Raw genomic sequence first — 20,426 nt, 5'->3', positions numbered from 1 at the left:
ATGTTCGAATGGAGCATGCGCTGGCAGGGACAGAAACTCGGAGAGACGGATGCCGCGGCACTGCCGGGTCTCGAAGACCGGTCGAGCATGCTGCGCTCGGTGACGACCCCCGAGTTCGCGGGCATGACGTTCCACGAGGTGCTGTCGAAGTCGGCGCTCAACCACGTCCCCGGCGCGTCGCGCATGCCGTTCGCCTGGACGATCAACCCCTACCGCGGATGCAGTCATGCCTGTGTCTACTGTGTCTCGCCGGACACCCTCATCCTGTGCGCCGATGGTCGTCAGCGCGCGCTGCGAGACCTCGAGGTCGGCGCCGAGATTATCGGTACCGAGCGGAGTGGCGACTACCGGCGCTATGTCCGCACGACCATCCAAGCGAAGTGGACGACGCGCAAGAAGGCCTACCGCGTGACCCTCGCCGACGGCACCGAGATCATCGCGAGCGGCGATCACCGCTTTCTCACCGAGCGCGGCTGGAAGCACGTGACGGATGTCGAGAACGGTCGACGCCCGCACCTGACCCTCAACAACCGCCTGATGGGCTTCGGGATCGGCGCGCCCCGACCCGCCGTAGAGACGTCGTCGGTCGAGTATCGCCGCGGGTATCTGTCCGGGATGATCCGCGGCGACGGCATGATCTTCCACGGTACCTATCCGAGCGAGAGGCGCACGCGCGAGATCCATATGTTCCGGCTCGCGCTGATCGACGACGAAGCGCTGTCGCGGACCCGCTCGTTCCTCGCGCAGGAGGGCGTCGACACCCGCACGCGGCCCTTCGCCGTCGCCTCGGCGACCCGCAGCGCTGCCGATGCGATCCACACGGCGGCGCGCGGCAGCGTCGCGGCCATCGAGTCGCTCATCGCCGTGCCCGAAGAACAGACGCGCGATTGGCACGCCGGATTCCTGGGAGGAGTCTTCGACGCCGAGGGAAGTTGCTCGCGCGGTGTGCTCCGCATCGCCAACAAGGATGCCGAGTTGATCGCTTCGATCGAGCGCGCCCTCTCGATCTTCGACATCCCACACGTCACGGAACCGCCTCGCGAGAACGGTGTCCGTAACGTGCGGATCACCGGCGGTCTTCCGAGTCGTCAGCGATTCTTCGGCATCGCCGCGCCCGCGATCAGCCGCAAGCTCGCGGTCGAGGGCACAGCGGTGAAGAGCGTCGCCGATCTACGAGTCGTGAGCATCGAGCCCCTCCCCGGTGAGCACGACCTCCTCGACATCACCACCGGGACGAGCGATTTCATCGCGAACGGGGTGATCAGCCACAACTGCTTCGCCCGCGGGACGCACGAGTACCTCGATCTCGACGGCGGAGCGGACTTCGACTCGCAGATCGTCGTGAAGACGAACGTGGTCGAGGTGCTGCAGAGGGAGCTGCGCAAGGGCAGCTGGCGCCACGAGACCGTGGCGCTCGGCACGAACACCGACCCGTATCAGCGCGCCGAGGGCCGCTACACGCTGATGCCGGGCATCATCGAGGCGCTCGCGGCGTCGGGCACGCCGATCTCGATCCTCACGAAAGGCACGCTGATCCGTCGCGACATCCCGCTGCTCGTGAAGGCTGCGCAGCGCGTGCCCGTCGACGTGCAGATGTCGATCGCGATGTACGACGACGAGCTGCAGAAGGCGATCGAACCCGGAGCCCCGACCACGCAGGCGCGCCTCGACACCGTGAAGGCGCTCGCGGATGCCGGGTTCCCCGTGACCGTCTTCCTGATGCCGATCATGCCGCACATGACCGACTCGGTCGAGGCGATCGACACGGCCCTGAAGCGCATCAAGGATGCGGGCGCCGGGCGCGTGATCTACGGCGCCCTGCACCTGCGTCCCGGCGTGAAGCCCTGGTTCATGAAGTGGCTCGGCGAGGCGCGCCCCGACCTCGTGTCCTCCTACCTGGGGCTGTATCCCGGAGTGTCCGCCGAGGCGCCGAAGGGGTACCGGCAGTGGCTCGCCAAGCGAGCACGACCGCTCATCCGGATGCACGGACTCGACGGGCGCGACGAGGACGACTATCCCCGCCGCGGCCTCCGGCCGGGCCAGGGCCACGTCGACTCGATCTGGAATCAGAACCAGACGCAGGGCGGCGCGCGAGAGAGGACAACGGTCGGATTCCGCACCACCGGGCCGTCGACGGTGACCCCGGCACAGCCCATGCTCTTCTGAGCCGTAGGCTCGATGACTATGGCGATCGGCTCGACAATCCACACCTTCGACGTGCAGCTGGCGGACACCGACAGGGGCGTGTACGAGGATTACTCGCTGCGCGCGGCGCGGCATCCGTCCGAGACCGACGCCTACATGCTCACGCGTGTTCTCGCGTACGGCCTCGAGCACACCGAGGGGATCGCCTTCGGCGGCAGCGTGTCGTCGACCGAGGAGCCGGCCGTGATCGCCCGCGACCTCACCGGGGCGATCACCGCATGGATCGAGGTCGGCGCCCCCGACGCCGAGCGTCTCCACCACGCCACCCGGCTCGCCGAGCGCGTGGTCGTGTACACGCATCGCGATCCCGCGAAGGTCATGGCGCCCTGGGCCGACAAGCGCATCCACCGCGCCGAGGACGTGCGCGTCTTCAGCTTCGACCCCGAGTTCATCGCCACGGCCGCGCCGTTGCTCGAACGCCGCAACACCGTGAGTCTCACCGTCACGGAGCAGACGCTCTACCTGACCCTGAACGGCACGACGCTGACGACGGCCGTGCACGAGCACACGCTCGGCTGAGTCACGCGGGAGGCGGCGCGTTTCGTCTCGTCGCTGCGCTCCTCGCTCAACGAGACGAAACGCGTCGCCGCACGCAGAAGGCCCCACCTCGCGAGCGCGGAGCAGGGCCTTCGTGACGGAACGGCTCAGGCCGTGAGGTCGGCGGCAGACGGCATCCGCCCGGCGATCTCCTCGATCAGGTCGTCGTCGACGCGCGCGTTCTCGAACGGCGCCTCGATCTCGGCGCGCTCGAGCAGCTCGTTCATGCGACGCTGACGCTGACGCGTGATGAGCGTCACGACACGACCCGAACGACCCGCGCGACCGGTGCGGCCGGAGCGGTGCAGGTACGTCTTGTACTCGTCGGGAGCGTCCGCCTGCACCACGAGGTCGATGTCGTCGACGTGGATGCCGCGGGCGGCGACGTCGGTCGCGACGAGCACGTTCACGCGGCCCGACGTCAGACGCTCAAGGTTGCGCGTGCGCTTGCCCTGGTTGAGGTCGCCGTGCAGCGATACGGCGGGGATGCCGGCGTCGTCGAACTGCTCCGCGAGCATCTCGGCGTAGGCGCGGGTGCGCGCGAACACGAGCGTCTTGCCCTCGCGGTCGACGAGCGACGTGAGGATCTCGGCCTTGTCGCGGTGCTCGATCACGAGCACGCGGTGCTCGATCGTGCCCGAGTCCTGGTCCTCGCCGGCGACCTCGTAGACGGCGGGGTCGACGAGGAACTCGTCGACGAGTGCGGCGACCTCACGGTCGAGCGTCGCCGAGAACAGCAGCTTCTGGCTGCCGTCGGCGGTGGCGCGGAGGATGCGCTGCACGGGCTCGACGAACCCGAGCTCGCACATGTGGTCGGCCTCGTCGAGCACTGCGATGCGGCAGTCCGACAGGTCGAGCTTGCCCTGGTTGATGAGGTCCTCGATGCGACCGGGCGTGCCGATCACGATGTCGACGCCCTTCTTGAGAGCACCCACCTGACGACCCTGCGGCACGCCGCCGTAGATCTGGGTGGTGAACAGACCGACGCTGCGGGCGATCGGCTGGATGGTGCGGTCGATCTGCAGGGCGAGCTCGCGGGTCGGAGCGAGGACGATCGCGCGCGGCGACCGACCGAACTCGCGACGCTTGCCGGCCTGCGACTGCAGCACCTTCTCGACGAGCGGAGCGCCGAAGGCGATGGTCTTGCCCGAGCCGGTGCGCCCGCGAGCGAGCACGTCGCGCCCCTCGAGCACGGCAGGGATGCTCGCGGCCTGGATCGGGAACGGCGAGGCCGCGCCCATGTTCGCGAGCGTCTCGACGATGTTCGAGCCGAGACCGAGGTCGGCGAACGTGACGTCGTTCACCTCGACGGCCTGGACGGCCTTCGCCTCGAGACGCTCGTGCACGACATCCTCGGTGGGCTCGAACGCCGCCTTGGGCGTGGCGTTCCAGTCGCTGCGGCTCGGACGCGCGTCGCGGCCGCCACGGTCGTCCCGACGGGGACGCTCGGTGCGGTACGCGCCGCCGGTCGAGGGACGCGACCGCTCGTCGCGGCCGCCCTCGATCGAGCGCTGGGCACGGTCGCGGTCGAACGCGCGGCGCGCACGGGCGGCGTCGTACGAGCGCTCCGGACGGTCGGAGCCACGGTCGTCGCGCTGCGGACGCGCGTCGCGGTCGAAACGGGGACGCTCGGCGCCCCGGTCGGAGTAGCGGGGACGCTCGCCACGGTCGTCACGCCGCGGGGCGCGGTCGCCGTAGCCGCGGTCGTCACGCTGCGGGCGCGCGTCACGGTCGAAGCGCTGGCCACCGCGATCGGCGCGGTCGAAGCGCGGACGCTCGGACCGGTCGTCGCGACGCGGGGCGCGGTCGTCGAAGCGACGGCCGCCGGTCGGGCGGTCGTTGCCGTACCGGGGACGCTCGGAGCGCTCGCCGAAACGCGGGTTCTCGTCGCGGCGGTGCGGCGCCTCACGACGTCCGGACTCGGCGCGGTTGCGGATGCTTCGGGCCTCGTCGCGGCCGGCGCGCTCCTGAGCGCCCCACCGCTGCTTGGGCGCGCCGCCCTCCTCGGCGGCACGGTATCCGCGGTGTCCGGGGCTGCGGCTGCCCGGACGGCGGTCGTAGCCGGTCGACGCGGGGCGGCGCTCACCGGCATCCGGGCGTCCGCCGCGGGTGTCACGCGCATCGCGGGCGTCACGGGTGTCGCGACCTCCGTCGCGGCCGCCGGCGTGACGGTCGTGGAACGAGGTCTTCTTCGCGCCGTAGCGCGGCTCGAAGTTGGCGGCGGGGCGTCCGCCGCGGGGCTTCTTGTTCTTGGGCATGGTTCTGTCCTTCTGAGTTCTCGCACGAGAACAGCGCCGCGCACACGCGCGAGCACCCGGCATCCGATCTGTCGATCGTGCAGCGGGTCCGGACTGTCAGCGGCCGGGGCCATTCATGTGATGGTTGATTAGCGCCGAGCGGCGCTCACCATCGGCCCCTGGGCTCACACTTCTTGCACAAAAACGTCCGCGTCCATACGCGGGTACCCGAAGCCGACCTCCCCAGTGTAGCGGTCGCACCTGGGAGAGCGCCCGGCACCGCAGCGCCCTACGATGACGGAGTGACCTCCGCATCCCCCACCGGCATCCAGGTTCATCTCCGACTCGGCGACGTCTCCGCCCAGATCGCACAGGTCGGCGCCTCGCTCCGCTCGCTGCAGATCGGCGGAATCGACCTCGTCGCGCCCTATCCTCTCGACGCTCCGACGCCGTCGTGCTCCGGCGTCGTGCTCGTCCCCTGGCCGAATCGCATCCGCGACGGCCGCTGGGACGACGACGGCACCGAGCGACAGCTGGCGATCACCGAGCCGAAGTTCTCGAACGCGAGCCACGGGCTGCTCCGCTTCACGGCGTACGAGGTCACCGACGGAGCCTCGGCCGCCACCCTGCGCGCGTCCGTCGTGCCCCAGACCGGGTATCCCTACCTGCTCGAGACGAGCGTGACGTACACGCTGCGCACCGACGGCATCGACGTCGAGCACGTCATCACGAACCAGTCCGAGGCGCCGGCGCCGGTCGCGGTGGGGTCGCATCCGTTCCTCACGATCGGCGACGTCGCCGAGGAGGATCTCGTGCTGCGTGTCGCGGCTCGCACTGCGATCGAGACGGACGAGCGGATGCTGCCGGTCGGCACCCGACCCGCGGATGCCGCGCTGCGGGAGGGTGTGCGCCTCGGCGATGTCTCGCTCGACACCGGGTTCATCGACCTCGAGCGCGATCCCGACGGCCTGGCGCGTCATTCGCTCACCGCCCCCGACGGTCGTCGCCTCACGCTCTGGCAGGGCGAGGGCTACGACGTCGTGCAGGTGTTCACGACCGACAAGTACCCCGGCCGTCCGCTCGCCGTCGCGATGGAGCCGATGACCGCGCCGGCCGATGCGTTCAACAGCGGCACCGGCCTCCGCCGTCTCGCACCGGGCGAGACCTGGACCCTGCACTGGGGTCTCACGCTGTCCTGAGCCGCGCCCGGCCTCCGGATCGCCGTCGCGAGGGTAGGCCACGGCGCCGGGGTAGGACGATCCCTGAGAGATCGTCCTACCCCGGCACCATCGCCTACCTCGGGGCCCGACTCAGCGCCCGACCCGGCGCCGACTCAGTGCCCGTGGGACTGCTCGCGCAACTCGCGGCGGGTCAGCTGCGTCGCGTGCGGGAGGTCGGATGCCGTCGCGGAGGCACCGGCGAAGACCGGCCCTTCCGGCGTCGGGCCCTCGCCCGGAGCATCCCCGCCATCCGCCGTGCCGTCCGAGCCGCCGCCCCTGCGGGCCCGACGCCGCTCCTTCGCCCCCTCGACGAGGTTGTAGAGCGTCGGCAGCACGACGAGCGTGAGCACGGTCGACGACAGCAGGCCTCCGATCACCACGATCGCGAGCGGCTGCGAGATGAACCCTCCGTGGCCCGTGATGCCGAGCGCCATCGGGGTCAGGGCGAGGATGGTCGCGAGCGCGGTCATGAGGATCGGACGCAGACGCTTCTCCCCTCCCGCCATCACCGCCTCCGCGGTCGACAGACCCTTCTCTCGATACTGGTTCACGAGGTCGATCAGGACGATCGCGTTCGTCACCACGATGCCGATGAGCATCAGCACGCCGATCAACGAGGCGACCCCGAGCGGCACGCCCGTGATGATCTGCAGGAGGATCGCGCCGGTCGCGGCGAACGGCACCGAGATGAGCAGCAGCAGCGGCTGGCGCAGCGACTTGAACGTCGCGACCATCACGACGTAGACGATCAGGATCGCCGCGAGCATCGCGAGTCCGAGCTGCGAGAACGAGTCGGCCTGTTGCGAGGCGACGCCGCCGACCTCGGCCGAGGCGCCGTCGGGCAGATCGACCGCGGCGAGCGCCTCGGTCACGGACTGGGTCGCGGTCGCGAGGTTGTCGGATGCCGGGGGCACCGTCACGGTCGCGGTGCGGCGTCCCTGCTCGGTCGTGATCGACGTGGGGCCGTTGCGCTCCTCGACGGCCGCGATGTCCTGCAGCTGCACGATGCCGAGCGGAGTCGGGATCGCCAGGGTGCGCAGCGCCTCGGCGGTCGCGGGCGGCTCGGCCGTCGCGAGGTACACCGTGAGCGAGGTGTCGTCGATCTCGACGGACCCCAGCTGCTGGGGGCGCATGGTGCCCGAGACGATGGATCCGACGGCGGCCTCGGAGAGCCCCCGCGCGGCGGCCGCGTCGCGGTCGACGACCACGGCGAGGTACGGCAGCGCGGCGGCGAGGTTGTCGGTCACCTGGCCGATGCCGTCGCGGCCGTCGAGCTCGGCGACCACGGCCTTCGTCGCGGCGTCGAGGTCGTCGGCGGTGGAGGCCGAGACGGTGATCTCGATGTCGCTCGACCCGAGGCCGGCGGAGGCCGCGACCGACACCTCTCCGACGTCGGTGAGCTTCTCGATCGCATCCTGCACCTCGGTGCGGAGCTTCTCCTGGTCGGCGTCGCCGTCGGTGAGCACCGAGTAGGTGACGCCCGCTCCACCGGAGAAGGCATCGCGCAGCGCGGACCCGCTGGATCCGATCGAGGCCTGCACGTGGGTGATGCCGTCGATGCCGCTCAGCGCGTCCTCCACGGCGACGGCCGCCTCGGACTTGGTCTCCAGGCTCGCGGTCGGGCCGAGATCCTGCGTGACGGTCATGGTGTTCTGACCGGAGTCGTTGAGGAAGTTCACCTTCATGAGCGGCGCGGCCGCGATCGTGCCACCGAGCACGACGACCGCGAGGATGACGGTGATCCAGGAGTGCTTGAGCGTCCAGGCCAGGATCGGCCGGTAGCCGCGCTGCAGGCGCGTGGGCGGAGCATCCTGGTGCTCGGGGTCGATCTGCACGCCGTTCTCGTCGAGCAGCGGCTTGCCGGGGCGGAGGAACCAGTACGCGAGCACGGGCACGATCGTGAGCGAGACGAGCAGCGACGCCACCATCGCGATCGTCACGGTCATCGCGAACGGTCGGAACAGCTCGCCGACCATGTCGCCGACGAAGACGATCGGCAGGAACACCGCGACCGTCGTGATGGTCGACGCGGTCACGGCCATCGCGACCTCGCGCACACCGAGGCGGATGGCATCGCCCTTGTCGGCATCCCCGACGTAGTGCCTCTTGATGTTCTCGATGACGACGATGGAGTCGTCGACCACGCGGCCGATCGCGATCGTCAGCGCGCCGAGCGTGAGGATGTTGAGCGAGTAGCCGAACGCCTGCAGGCCGATGAACGTGATGAGCACGCTCGTCGGGATCGAGATCGCCGTGACGAGGGTCGACCGCACCGACATGAGGAACACGAGGATGACGAGCACGGCCATCACCAGGCCGAGCAGTCCCTCGGTGGCGAGCGTCTCGATCGACTGCACGATGAACGGCGCCTGGTCGAAGATGATCGTGAACTGCGCGTCCGGCAGGGCCTCGCCGATCGTGTCGAGCGCCGCGATGATGCCCTGCGACACCTCCACGGTGTTCGCGGCAGGCAGCTTCGTGATCGAGATCGACAGGGCGTCCTCACCGTCGACGCGCGAGATCGACGAGATCGGGTCGTCCTCCTGCACGACGGTGGCGACGTCGCCGATCGTGACGTCCGTGCCGATGATCGGCAGCGCGGCGATCTCGTCCACCGAGGTGATCTTCGCGCCGGTCTGCACCGTGAGCGTCTGGCCGTTCTCGGTGATGTCGCCGCCGGGGAAGAGCGTGCCGTTCTGCTGCAGCGCGGTGCCGATGGCCTGTGTGCTCTCGCCCGCGGTCGCGAGGGCTGCGACGTCCGGCGTGATGGTGATGCGCTGACCCACGCCGCCGATGATCTGCGCGGCGTTGACGCCGTCGACGTCTTCGAGTTCGGGGATCGCGACGTTCTCGAGCTGCGCCTGCGCGTTGTCGGCGTCGTCGAAGCCGGTCACCGCGACCTGGATCACGGGGAAGTCGTCGATCGAGACGGCGAGCACCTGCGGACTGAGGTCCTCCGGCAGCTGGCCCGAGATGCGGTTGATGGCCTGCTGGATCTTCTGCTCGGCGGTCGCGAGGTTCGTGCCGTAGGCGAAGGTCGCCTGCACGATCGAGGCGTTCGTCGTGCTCGTCGCGGTGGTGCTGTCGAGCCCGGGCACACCCTGGATCGCCGCCTCGATGGGCGTCGAGACGTCGTTCTCGACGACCTCGGGCGAGGCACCGGGGTAGGTCGTCATGACCATGAGGTTGGGCAGCTCGAGCGAGGGGATGAGCTCCTGCTTGAGGTTCGTCAGGGCGAGTCCGCCGAAGATCGCGGCGACGATCGTGATGAGGGCGATCAGTGCGCGGTTCTTGAGGCTCAGGACGGCGAGGTTCGACATGGGATTCTCTCTGTCGGTCAAGCGATTGCTGCGGCGGGCGATGCGGGTGCGGATGCCTGTGCCGGGGTGAGGATGCCGGCGAGGGCGTCGCGGATCAGCTCTTCGTCGAGCGGCTCGTCGTGGATCTGCGCGTGCCAGAGTACGCCGTCGATGAAGACGGCGGCCGCCCTGGCGCGGTCGAGACCGTGAACGGGGGACATGAAGCCGACGACCTCGTCGGACCACTGGCGGGCGAACGCGCGCACCCGGGGGTCGTGCACCGCGGCGGTGACCACCGCGCGGTCCGCGTGCACGGCGCGGGCGTCGTCGAGTCCCTGACGGACGAGTCGGGCGATGCCCTCTGGCGTCACGCCCTCCGCGACGACCGCGCGGCGGGTCTCGTCGATGCGGGTCTGGATCTCGGACGCGAGCGCTCCGAGTGCGGCGTCCCGCAGATCGTCGAGCGTCGCGAAGTACTGGGTGGTCGCGCCGAGAGGGACGTTCGCACGGGCGGCGACCTTGCGATGCGTGAGCGCCTCGACGCCGACCTCGATGATGAGCTCGGCGGCGGCCGTCACGATCTCGCGGCGGCGCGCCTCGGGGTCGCGGCGCCGTCGGGTGCCCTCGCTCATCCGGCCTCCTGTACGGGCGTACATGTACGTTTGTACATCTTGCCCGCCGAAGCTGTGCGTTCGCCCGGCGCGGGTGGCCCCGTCAGGCGGCGGAGACCTCGACCTGGCCTCGTTCGAAGTACGCCACGAGGTCGGCATCCAGCTCCGGGACCTCTATCGCCGAGCCGTCGCCGCGCAGCGACTGCGTCGCGAGGATGCCGGCGGCCACCGCCTCGCGCGCCGCGACCGGCGAGGTCTCGGTGAGGCCTCCGTGACGCACGAACCGCAGGAACTCCGCGACGAGCAGCGCGTCCGCGCCCTCGTGCCCCGCATCGACGACCTCCGGGACGATGAACGTCTCATCCGCGGCGGCCGCGCCCCGGTGCCGCTTGTTCCACAGGCGCACCTCGCTGCCGGCGGTGTCGCCGAAGTTCTCGATGCGCCCCTCGGTGCCGATCACGGTGTAGTTGCGCCAGTAGTCGGGGGTGAAGTGGCACTGCTGGTAGGAGGCGAGGATGCCGCCCGACAGCCGCATGTTGACCATCGAGATGTCCTCGACGTCGATCACGGGGTGGAGCCCGGTGAGCGAGGTCGGCGGCCAGTTGTCGACGCTGAACCAGTCCGGCATCCGCTCTCCCCGGCGCTCGCGCCGGTCGGTGATCGCCCCGTACACGCTGAGCTCCCCCATCGCCGCGACCCGCTCGGTGTAGGCGTCGGCGAGCCAGTGGATGATGTCGATGTCGTGCGCGCCCTTCTGCAGCAGGAGTCCGGTGGTGCGACGACGGTCGGCGTGCCAGTCCTTGAAGTAGTAGTCGCCGCCGTGCCCCACGAAGTGCCGCACCCACACCGCCTTCACATCGCCGATGCGGCCGTCCTGGATGAGTCCGCGCATGAGCGTGATCACGGGCATGTGCCGCATGTTGTGGCCGATGTAGAGGCGGCTGCCGGTGCGCCGCGCGGCCTGCAGCATGGCGTCCGCGTCGGCGAGGTCGATCGCGAGAGGCTTCTCGCAGAACACCGCGACGCCCGCCTCGAGAGCGCGGATGCTGAGCGCGGCGTGCGTGTCGTCCGGCGTGAGCACCATGACGGCGTCCACTCCCGAGGCGAGCAGCTCGTCGAGCGAGTCCGTGACGAGCGCGTCGGGGAAGACGCGCCGCGCGTCCTCGCGCGCACGCTCCGACGGGTCGCAGACGGCGGTGACGCGCGACCCCTCGCCGGGGCGGTGCACCTCGTCGCGGAGGGTGGCGCGCGCGCCGAAGCCGATGATGCCGATGGTGAGATCCACGGTGTGTCCTTGGGTCGAGAGAGGGATGCGGCGCGCGAGCGTCACCGCGAACGAGGAGCCGGGGCGTCGAGATCGGTCGACGCCCCGGGGAAGAGCGACCACGGGAACTCGTGCACGCGCGGAGCGGAGTCGTCGGGTGCGAGAGCGCGGTCGGTGATGATGCGCGCCTGACGCGCGAAGAAGTCGGTCGGGCCGACCGTCGTCAGAGTCGGGGCGACGAGCTGCGCATCCGGGGTGTTGCCGATGCCGATCACCGCGACGTCGTGCGGCACCCGCAGCCCGAGCATGTGCGCCGCGTTGATCGCCGCGATGGCCGCGAAGTCTGTCGTGGCATAGATCGCGTCGGGCCGATCGTCCCGCGACAGCAGGCCGACGGCCGCCTCGAAAGCGCTCGACTGCGAGTCGCCGTAGGTCGCCGTCCATGCGGGGTCGACCTCGAGTCCGGCTGCGGCCATGCGCTCGAGGTAGGGCGTGTACCGGGTGACCTGCGTGGGGGCGAGACGCACCGCGCCCTCCGCCGTGAGCGCGCCGATCCGCGTGTGCCGTTCGAGGAGGTGGTCCATCGCGATCTCGCAGCCGGGGATCGCGTCGGAGCGCACCACGTCGAATCCGTCGGCGGCGAGCGGCTGCTCGGTGAACACCACGAGGCGCTGTCCACGCTGCACGAGGTCGCCGAGCTTGCCCACGGCATCCGCGTCGAGGCCGATGCCGTCCAGGTAGGCGACATCGGATTCGACCCGGTCGAGCGCGGCATGCCAGTCGCCGTCGGCGAGGATCAGCGTCGTCAGGCCGTGCCGGTTCGCCTCGATGTTGACGGCGTCGGCGACCGCGAGCGACCACGGGTCGCTGAGCATGTGGAGCGAGAGCTGGACCATGCCGGTGCGGCCGGTCCTGATCGCCCGCGCCGCACTGTTCGGTCGGTAGTTCAGCTCCTCCGCCGCCGCGATCACCTTGGCCGCGGTGGCCTCCGCGACGCCGGCGCCGGAGGTCGAACCCGACCGTCCGGAGAACACGTACGACACCGTCGCGGTCGAGACCCCTGCGCGCTCCGCGACCATCCGCAGCGTGGGGCGTCGGGGGACGTGCTGTCTGCGCTCGGTCATGTCAGCCCTTCGATCCGCTGAAGGCGATGCCCTGGATGAACTGCCGCTGCAGGATCATGAACGTCACGAGCATGGGGAGCGTGGCGAGCAGGGCGCCGGCCATGAGCACCGGGTAGTCGGTGCCGTGGATGCCGACGAGCTGCGAGAGTCCGACCGACAGCGGCATCCTGGCCGGGTCGGTCGTCACGATCAACGGCCACAGCAGATCGTTCCAGGACCACAGCACAGTGAACACCACAAGTGCGATGATGCCAGGCTTCGCGAGCGGAACCATGATCCGCCAGAACGTCTGCCACGGATTCGCGCCGTCGATGCGCGCGGCCTCCTCGAGCTCGGCGGGCATCGACAGGAAGAACTGCCGCATCAGGAACGCGCCGAAGGCGCTGAAGATGCCGGGCACGATGAGCGCCTGCAGCGTGTTGAGCCAGCCGAGCGCCTGGATGATCTCGTACTGCGGCAGCAGGTACAGCTGCGAGGGGACCATGAGCACCGACAGGAACACGACGAACAGGGCGTTGCGTCCGGGGAACGGGATGCGCGCGAACGCGTACCCGGCCATGGTGCACAGCACGACCTGCCCGACCGTGCGGCCGATCGTGAGCAGCACCGAGTTGGCGAACATCTGCGCGAACGGCATCGAGTCGAACACCTCGGCGAAGTTCGTGAACACCCATTCGCGGGGCAGCAGCGAGGGCGGCACCTGCACCGAGTCGGACAGCGTCTTGAACGAGGTCAGCAGCTGCCACACGAACGGGAACACCATCAGCACCGCGCCGAGGATGAGCACGAGGTGCACGATCCACAGCCCGCGGTTGCGCGGCTTCCCGGCTCGGGTGCCGGAACGGCCGGGGGCGGCGCCGACGACGGCGCGCGTGTCGAGCGAGACGTCACTCATAGTGCACCCACTTCTTCTGCAGACGGAACTGCACGATCGTCAGCACCAGGATGATGAGCAGCAGCAGGAACGCGACGGTGGCCGCGTAGCCGCGGTCGTTGTCGAGGAACCCCGCTTCGTAGAACAGGTACACCACCGTGCGGGTGTTCGGCATGGCCGGGTTGCTGCGTCCGAGCATCATGTACACGAGGTCGAACACCTGCAGCGCGCCGATCACGCTGATCACGCTCACGAAGAAGATCGACGGCGACAGCAGCGGGATCGTGATCGAGAAGAACTTCCGCACCGGTCCCGCGCCGTCGAGATCCGCGGCCTCCATGATCGTGTCGGGGATGCCCTGCAGCCCCGCGAGGAAGATCACGATGTTCGTGCCCAGCCCCGCCCAGATCCCCACGACGGCGATCGCGATCAGAGCCGTGCTCGGATCGGTGAGCCAGCTGCGCCCGTCGATCCCGACCGCGCCGAGAGCGGCGTTCAGCACGCCGTAGTCGCCGTTGTAGATCATGCGCCAGACCAGCGCGATCGCCGCCGGCATCGTCACCACCGGGATGAAGTACAGCGTGCGATACGCGCTGCGGCCCTTCAGCCCCGTGGTGTTCAACAGTGCCGCGATCGCGACGGCCAGCGGGATGCCGATCAGCGCGATCACGGTGTACAGCGCGGTGTTGCGCAGCGCACCGATCAGCTCCGGGTCCTGGAACAGTCGCGCGTAGTTGTCGATCCCGACCCACTCCGACCCGCCGAACGGCCCGGACTTCGTGAACGAGATGAGGAGGGTGCGCACGGTCGGCCACAGGTAGAACGCGGCGATGCCGACGGCCGTGGGGCCGAGGAACACCAGCGCCCACCACGGCGAGGCACCGGGGCTGCGCCGTCGGCGACGACGGATGCCGGGGCGCGGGGGCTCCGGCACCCTCTCCGCCGACACGGCTTCGCGGGAGGCGACGACGGTCATGCGGGACTCACTCCTGCTCGGCGTCCAGCGCGGCCTGCATCTTCTCGGCCAGGTCCTTCAGACCCGCCTCCGGCGTGACCGCCCCCGACCACACCTGCGACAGCACCTCGCTCTCGATGCTCGTCCATGCCGACGTGTTGGTCGACACCGGGTACGGCACCGCCGTGTCGAGCGCGTCGATGTACACCTGCAGGTCGTACTGGGGGAGCGCGTCGACCCACGCGTCCTGCGTGCCGGTGAACGCGGGGATCACGGTGCCGGTCTCGGCCTGGATCTTCGCGGCCTCCTCGCCGCTCGCGAACGCGGCGAACGCCTTGGCCTCAGCCAGGTGCGCGCTCTTCGCGTTGGCGACATTGCCCACACCGTGGATCACGCTCTGATTGCCCTCGGGCCCGGCGGGGAGCGGCGCGACGTCGACCTTGTCGGCCATGTCGGCGTTGCCGCCGTAGGCGATGGCCGCCCAGGAGCCGTTCTGGAACATCGCGACCTTGCCCGAGAGGAACATGTCCTCGGGGTTGGTGTCGGTCATCTGCTGCGCCGTGGGTGAGGAACCGTCGGCGATCAGGTCGGTCCACAGCTCGATGCCCTCGAGAGCCTCGGGGCTGTCGTATCCGGTGGTCGTGCCGTCCTCCGAGATGACCTCGCCGCCGGCCTGGGCGATCGAGTCGTAGAAGTTCTCCTGCCCGTACTGGCTCGCGGCGACGCCGTACTGCCCGGTGGCCGGATCGGTGAGCGCTGCGGCTGCGGCGGTGAAGTCGTCCCAGGTCCAGCCGGCCGCGGGGTAGGCGACGCCGGCCGCGTCGAAGAGCTCCTTGTTGTACCAGAGCGCGACGGTGTCGAAGTCCTTCGGGGCGCCGTAGAGCTTCCCGTCGTACGTGTAGAGGTCGACGAGGCCCTCGGGGTAGTCCGCGGCATCCACCCCCGCATCGTCGAGCGGGGCGAGCTGTCCGTTCGAGGCGTAGAGCGGGAAGTTCGGGCCGTTCATCCAGAACACATCGGCCGCCGAGCCTCCGGTCGCCGCGGTCTGCAGCTTCGTGAAGTACTCCTTGTACGGCGTGACCTGGATGTCGATCGAGACGTTCGGGTTCTCCTTCTCGAACGCGGCGGCGATCTCCTCCATGGCGGGCTTCTGGTTCTCGTCCCAGATGGCGTAGCTGAGGGTGACGTCGCCACCGGACGAGGAGTCCCCGCCCGCCGACGACGAGCAGGCGCTGAGCGCGAGGACGGCTACCGCCGAGGCGGCGAGGGCGCCGAGGGCGCGACGGGAGGTGCGGGGCATCGGTGTCTCCTTTGACGGGGTGCGGTCGATCACGTTTGTTAAACGATTAACAGTTAAACGATTAGCAAGGAGACTAACCCGGGATGCCCGAGCCGCGCAAGCGCCGGATCCCGGCTCGCGTCAGAACTGCGCGCCGAGCAGCATCCCGAGGCCGGCGGCGACGAGGCCGAGCACCAGCATCCCCACCGCGTTGAACACCGACGCTGCACGCTCGCCGTCGCGCCACAGCGCCACCGTGTCGAGCATCGCCGTACTGAAGGTCGTGTACCCGCCGAGCAGCCCCGCCCCCAGCAGGAAGGCCTGGTCAGGCAGAGCGGTCGCCACGAGGCCCAGTGCGAACGAGCCGGTGAGGTTCACCACGAGGATGCCCCACGGGAACCGGCGCCCCACCAGCGAGCCCACGGCGACGTCGAGCGCGTACCGCAACACGGCGCCCACTCCCCCGGCGAGCGTCGCCCCGAGGAACAGCCACGGGCTCACGGCGTCTCCGTCGACGTCGCGGTCGCGCGAGGACGCCCGAGGCGGAGGCCGAGCGCCGCGGCGGCGAGCCCCAGCACGAGGCTGGCGACCGCGTAGAGAACGGCGATTCCGGGGGCCGCGGCCCACAGTCCGACCGTGCCGGTCATGAACGCACTGTAGGTCGTGAAGCCGCCGAGCACGCCCGTGCCGAGCAGCACGCGCAGGTCGGTGGTCGATGGGAGACGTGCGGCGAGGACGCCGATGAGGAACGACCCCACGACGTTGACGGCGAAGGTCGCGACGGGGAAGCCCCCGGCATCCGGGATCCACAGCCCGAGGGCGAGCCGTGCCGCCGTGCCGACCGCGCCCCCGAGGAACACGAGGAGCAGGCGGCGGGGAGTCACCCGGCCACTCTAGTCCCGCGCGTCCGACTCCCTGCTCCGGCGCCGGGCTCCTGTCAACCGGGTGTCCTCGAGCGTCGAGAGGACCAGTATGGACGCCATGCACCCGCTCTGGAAGCTCGACCGCACCCCGCCCGCCGGCACGCCGTTCGAGCCCGGAGGACGCCATGACGCCGTCGTCGTCGGCGCGGGGATCACCGGCCTCAGCACCGCCGTGATGCTCACCCGCGCAGGCCTCGACGTCGCCGTCGTCGAGTCCGGACGGATCGGCGAGCTCGCGACGGGCGGCAACACCGGCAAGCTCTCCCTCCTCCAGGGAGCGCATCTCGCCGAGATCCGTCGGCATCACCCCGCCTCCCTCGTGCAGGCGTACGTCGACGCCAACCGCGAGGGCATGGACTGGCTCCTCGCGTTCGCCGACCACGCCGGCGTGACGTACCGCCGGCGCACCGACCACACCTACGCGCAGACGGCCGACGGGCTGGAGTCCGTGCGGGAGCAGCATGCGGCCGCGCGCGCCGCGGGACTCCCGACGCGCATGCTCACGCGCAGCGAGCTGTCCGAGGCGTTCCCCGTGTCCGGCGCCGTCGCCCTCGACGATCAGGTGACGATCGACCCGATGGCGATCGCGGTCGCCCTCGCGGACGAGTTCCTGGCAGCCGGAGGCACGCTGCACACCGGCATCCGCGTGACGGGGACGCACGCTGTGCCCGATGCGCACGTGCAGACGGCTTCCGGTCCGCTGTTCGCAGAGCACATCGTCCTCGCGACCGGCACGCCGATCACGGACCGCGGTCTGTACTTCGCGAAGACGCGAGGCCTCCGGTCGTACTGCGTCTCCTTCCGAGTGCCGGGCGACGTGCCCACGACGACGTTCCTCTCGGCGGACGGCCCCACGCGTTCGATCCGTCCCGTCTCCTCCGACGACGCCCCGGACGACGGCTCGACGCTGGTGGTCGGCGGCAACGGGCATCCGGTCGGGCGCTCCGACGGCGAACGGGCGGCGGTCGACGATCTGGTCGCGTGGACGCAGCAGCACTTCCCCGGCGCCGAGGAGACGCACCGGTGGGCTGCGCAGGACTACGAGTCGCACAACCTCCTCCCCTTCGTGGGCGCGATGCCCCGCGGCCTGGGGGCGATCCGCTTCGCGACCGGCTACTCCAAGTGGGGTCTGTCGAACGGCCCGGCGGCAGCCCTGCGGCTCACGGCCGAGATCCTCGGCACGCACTGGCGGGATCGGCCCGGGTGGATGGTGACGATCGGCACCCGGCTCACGGTTCCCGCGGATCTCGCGCGGGGCGCCATCGAAGGCGCCAAGGTCGCCGCGGCGGCCACGACCGGATGGGTGGATGCCGAGACCCGCGGCGTTCCGGTTCCCCGCCCCGCCGAAGGCGAGGGGGTCGTCGCGAACCGCGGCGGGCTCCCGGTCGGCATCTCGACGGTCGACGGAGTCACCCGCGCCGTCGACGCCGTGTGCCCGCACCTCGGCGGAGCGCTCGCGTGGAACGACGCGGACTGCTCGTGGGACTGCCCCCTGCACGCGTCGCGTTTCGCCGCCGACGGCACGCGCCTCGAAGGACCGGCCCTGCGCGACCTGAAGACGCTGCCCCGCACGAGCGCGGGCTGATACGCCGGCGTTCCGGAACTCAGCGGTCGGCGTCGGCGGGCGGGGCGTCCCAGCCCTGCTGCGGCGTCTCGCACGTCTCTCGGAACACGTACTGCGACGCGAGCTTGCGCTGGTGGCTCGACCAGTCGATCGCCGGGCGGCGCTGCTCCGGCGGCAGGTAGCCGAGGCGGTAGACGGCCATCAGCTCGAGGTCGTCGGGCACGCGCAGCAGTTCGGTGATCTCCTCCCACTTGCCCGGAACCTCCATCGGGAACGAGATGAACTGGATCCCCATGCCGAGCTCGACCGTCGTCAGCCACACGTTCTCCATCGCGGCACCCATGCTGAAGACCGAGTAGAACGACGACAGCTGCCCTGGCCGGTACTCGCTGCGATCGAGCATGACGCCGAGCAGCAGCGGCGACCCCGCCACGAGCTTGTGGTTCTCCTCACCGAGCGTCCGGGGAACGCCGAAGGTGTTCATGAGCTTCTGCCCGCGCTTCGTGAACACCTGGCTCGTGAACGGGCGCAGTGCCGCGGGGAGCTTGTCGAACAGCATCCCGCTGCGCTTCTCCTCCATCTCGGCCTGACTGAAGCGGAAGTACGGCTTGTACCGCTCGAAGAACGTGCCGTTCGACATCGCCTCGGTCATGCTCTCGCCTGAGATGCGGGCGATGCGGTCGATGGTCCCGCGGTCCTCGATCACCACGAACCGCCACGGCTGGCTGTTCAACTGCGAGGGCGCGCGACCGGCGGCCTCCAGCAGGATGCGCTGGTGCTCCTCCGACACCGCATCGGGCAGGAACGGGCCGTTCGTGGTCTTGCGGCGGCGGATGACATCGAGCAGTTCCATGCGTTCACTTCCGGTCGGAGGGGATGCGCGAGCACACGACGCCCGCGACGACGAAGGGCGCCGCGGCGAGCGCGACGAGCGGATGCCGGCGCGTATGCGTGCCGAGGTACGGGATGGCCGCGAGGGGCGCGAGCGCCGGGGCGAGGGATGCCGCAGCCCGGCGGCTCGCGACCCTCGGGCGAGCCCAGAGCGCGGCGCTCACGGCGGCCACGGTCGTGGCGCACGTCGCGATGTAGAGCGCGTGATGCACCCAGCGGAAGTTCTTCGTGTCGATGACTCGTGCGGCGACCGCGGTGCCCAAGGCGGCGTTCACGGCGTAGGCGATCGTGGCGGCGACGAACAGCGGAGCCGCGTTCGTGCGCTTGCGACGGTGGGCCATGGCACGACACTACGCCCGGGTGCGGCATCCGGCTCGGCTCTTGCGGCGCGTGCGGGTCTTCGATAGTGATCCCGTGAAGTTCGGCACGTTCGTCTCGTCGCTGCGCTCCTCGCTCAACGACCGGAGAGGTTCCTCCCCGGTCGTTGAGCGAGCGGAGCGAGACGAAACGCGCCCCGTCCTACAGGTGCGCGTCCGCGTAGACGCGGAGCGCATCGCGGACGAACTCCGCGCCGTGGGTCCCGCCGCGCGATGTCGCGTAGTTCGCGCCGAAACGCGGATCCGCGACATACATCTCACCGAGGCCGATGACGTACGCCTTGACGTCGCCGCCGGGCACGGATGCCGGGGTGCCCGGGACGCCGGTCAGCCACTCGACGTGGCGACGGGCGACCTCCTGGGCCGCGGCCGATGCCGGGTCGACACCGCTCTCGGCGGCGGCGATCCAGTCGCGTCCGAGGTCGGACACGCGCTGCTGCCAGTCGGCGCGCTCGGCATCCGTCATGCTCCGCCACCAGCGGTCGCCGTCGGCGTAGGCCTTCCGGCCCCAGCGCTGCTCGACCTCGTCCTTGTACTGCGTGTGGTCGAAGCCGTCGAACATGTTCTCTGCCATGAGTTGTTCACCTCCTCTCAGTGCGGTGATGGTGGTCTCGACCGACGCGATCTGCCGCGCCAGCCGGTTCTGCTCCTCGCGCAGGAGAGCGAGGTGGGTCTCGAGTGCGGAGGCCTCGGTGGTCTCCTGCGACGCGGATCGCAGCACCTCGGCGATCTGCGGCAGCCCGAGACCGAGCTCGCGCAGCAGCAGGATGCGCTGCAGCCGCACGAGAGCGGACTCGTCATAGTGCCGGTAGCCGTTGTGCGCGATGCGCGTGGGCGCGAGCAGGCCGATGTCGTCGTAGTGACGCAGCGTCCTGCTCGTCGTTCCTGCGAGGCGGGCGATCTCCTGGATCGACCAGTCCCGACCGGTCATGGCGTCCTCCTCTCGGGCGTCCGTCGTTCGTGACTCCACGGTAGAGGTTGACGTAACGTCAAGGTCAAACTCTCTCTTGACAGATTCGAGATATATCGTGTTACGCTACACGCACACGATATATCGTGATCCGTC

General features: G+C 70.0%; 17 protein-coding genes. 4 read left to right on the top strand and 13 right to left on the bottom strand.

Annotation, left to right across the window (positions count from 1 at the left end; genetic code table 11):
• Window positions 1-15: 15 nt before the first annotated feature.
• Both ACIPY8_RS02795 and ACIPY8_RS02790 read left to right on the top strand, forming a co-directional pair.
• Window positions 16-2,166 carry an intein-containing Rv2578c family radical SAM protein gene (locus ACIPY8_RS02795; protein WP_400817630.1) on the top strand — a complete coding sequence of 717 codons (2,151 nt, stop codon included), beginning with the start codon at window positions 16-18 and terminating at the stop codon, window positions 2,164-2,166.
• An 18-nt stretch (window positions 2,167-2,184) separates the two neighbouring features.
• Window positions 2,185-2,724 carry a YaeQ family protein gene (locus ACIPY8_RS02790; protein WP_400814712.1) on the top strand — a complete coding sequence of 180 codons (540 nt, stop codon included), beginning with the start codon at window positions 2,185-2,187 and terminating at the stop codon, window positions 2,722-2,724.
• A 125-nt stretch (window positions 2,725-2,849) separates the two neighbouring features.
• On the opposite strand, the gene ACIPY8_RS02785 is transcribed toward ACIPY8_RS02790, so the two are convergent.
• On the bottom strand, window positions 2,850-5,000 hold the full coding sequence (locus ACIPY8_RS02785; protein ID WP_400814709.1) for a DEAD/DEAH box helicase: 2,151 nt from the start codon (window positions 4,998-5,000) through the stop codon (window positions 2,850-2,852).
• A gap of 281 nt (window positions 5,001-5,281) precedes the next feature.
• Here ACIPY8_RS02785 and ACIPY8_RS02780 point away from each other — a divergent pair, with 281 nt between their 5' ends.
• Complete coding sequence (locus tag ACIPY8_RS02780; RefSeq protein ID WP_400814707.1) at window positions 5,282-6,178, top strand: aldose 1-epimerase family protein; 897 nt, start codon at window positions 5,282-5,284, stop codon at window positions 6,176-6,178.
• A 134-nt stretch (window positions 6,179-6,312) separates the two neighbouring features.
• Here the strand turns inward: ACIPY8_RS02780 and ACIPY8_RS02775 are convergent, their stop codons facing one another.
• The 9 genes from ACIPY8_RS02775 to ACIPY8_RS02735 form a co-directional block, all read right to left on the bottom strand.
• Window positions 6,313-9,519: an efflux RND transporter permease subunit gene (locus tag ACIPY8_RS02775; RefSeq protein WP_400814705.1), complete on the bottom strand. Its 3,207-nt coding sequence runs from the start codon at window positions 9,517-9,519 to the stop codon at window positions 6,313-6,315.
• A gap of 17 nt (window positions 9,520-9,536) precedes the next feature.
• The gene (locus ACIPY8_RS02770) at window positions 9,537-10,130 is read right to left on the bottom strand and encodes a TetR/AcrR family transcriptional regulator (protein ID WP_400814703.1); all 594 of its coding nucleotides are present in this window, start codon (window positions 10,128-10,130) and stop codon (window positions 9,537-9,539) included.
• 82 nt (window positions 10,131-10,212) lie between these two features.
• Window positions 10,213-11,394: a Gfo/Idh/MocA family protein gene (locus ACIPY8_RS02765; RefSeq protein ID WP_400814701.1), complete on the bottom strand. Its 1,182-nt coding sequence runs from the start codon at window positions 11,392-11,394 to the stop codon at window positions 10,213-10,215.
• A 41-nt stretch (window positions 11,395-11,435) separates the two neighbouring features.
• Complete coding sequence (locus ACIPY8_RS02760; RefSeq protein WP_400814699.1) at window positions 11,436-12,497, bottom strand: LacI family DNA-binding transcriptional regulator; 1,062 nt, start codon at window positions 12,495-12,497, stop codon at window positions 11,436-11,438.
• Window position 12,498: 1 nt separating this feature from the next.
• Window positions 12,499-13,392 carry a carbohydrate ABC transporter permease gene (locus ACIPY8_RS02755; protein WP_400814696.1) on the bottom strand — a complete coding sequence of 298 codons (894 nt, stop codon included), beginning with the start codon at window positions 13,390-13,392 and terminating at the stop codon, window positions 12,499-12,501.
• A complete protein-coding gene (locus ACIPY8_RS02750) occupies window positions 13,385-14,347 on the bottom strand; it encodes a carbohydrate ABC transporter permease (protein ID WP_400814694.1) in 963 nt (320 codons plus the stop codon). Before ACIPY8_RS02750 ends, ACIPY8_RS02755 begins: the two co-directional genes overlap by 8 nt.
• Before the next feature lie 7 nt (window positions 14,348-14,354).
• On the bottom strand, window positions 14,355-15,626 hold the full coding sequence (locus ACIPY8_RS02745) for an ABC transporter substrate-binding protein (RefSeq protein ID WP_400814692.1): 1,272 nt from the start codon (window positions 15,624-15,626) through the stop codon (window positions 14,355-14,357).
• Window positions 15,627-15,746: 120 nt separating this feature from the next.
• Window positions 15,747-16,106 (bottom strand): fluoride efflux transporter FluC, encoded by a 360-nt coding sequence (locus ACIPY8_RS02740; RefSeq protein WP_400814690.1) that lies wholly within the window; start codon window positions 16,104-16,106, stop codon window positions 15,747-15,749.
• Window positions 16,103-16,489, bottom strand: coding sequence for a fluoride efflux transporter FluC (locus tag ACIPY8_RS02735; protein WP_400814687.1), 387 nt, complete (start codon window positions 16,487-16,489; stop codon window positions 16,103-16,105). The genes ACIPY8_RS02740 and ACIPY8_RS02735 overlap by 4 nt, the downstream gene beginning before the upstream one ends.
• A 97-nt stretch (window positions 16,490-16,586) precedes the next feature.
• Here ACIPY8_RS02735 and ACIPY8_RS02730 point away from each other — a divergent pair, with 97 nt between their 5' ends.
• Window positions 16,587-18,113: an FAD-dependent oxidoreductase gene (locus ACIPY8_RS02730; RefSeq protein WP_400817628.1), complete on the top strand. Its 1,527-nt coding sequence runs from the start codon at window positions 16,587-16,589 to the stop codon at window positions 18,111-18,113.
• A gap of 19 nt (window positions 18,114-18,132) precedes the next feature.
• Here the strand turns inward: ACIPY8_RS02730 and ACIPY8_RS02725 are convergent, their stop codons facing one another.
• The 3 genes from ACIPY8_RS02725 to ACIPY8_RS02715 form a co-directional block, all read right to left on the bottom strand.
• Window positions 18,133-18,945 (bottom strand): nitroreductase family protein, encoded by an 813-nt coding sequence (locus tag ACIPY8_RS02725; RefSeq protein WP_400814685.1) that lies wholly within the window; start codon window positions 18,943-18,945, stop codon window positions 18,133-18,135.
• 4 nt (window positions 18,946-18,949) lie between these two features.
• On the bottom strand, window positions 18,950-19,324 hold the full coding sequence (locus ACIPY8_RS02720; RefSeq protein ID WP_400814683.1) for a hypothetical protein: 375 nt from the start codon (window positions 19,322-19,324) through the stop codon (window positions 18,950-18,952).
• Window positions 19,325-19,502: 178 nt separating this feature from the next.
• Window positions 19,503-20,291, bottom strand: a complete 789-nt coding sequence (locus ACIPY8_RS02715) for a MerR family transcriptional regulator (RefSeq protein ID WP_400814681.1) — start codon at window positions 20,289-20,291, stop codon at window positions 19,503-19,505.
• Window positions 20,292-20,426: the final 135 nt, after the last annotated feature.

The organism is Microbacterium sp. NPDC089696, assembly GCF_044749125.1.
Lineage (GTDB): Bacteria > Actinomycetota > Actinomycetes > Actinomycetales > Microbacteriaceae > Microbacterium.
This window is presented reverse-complemented; position numbering and strand designations above follow the sequence as displayed.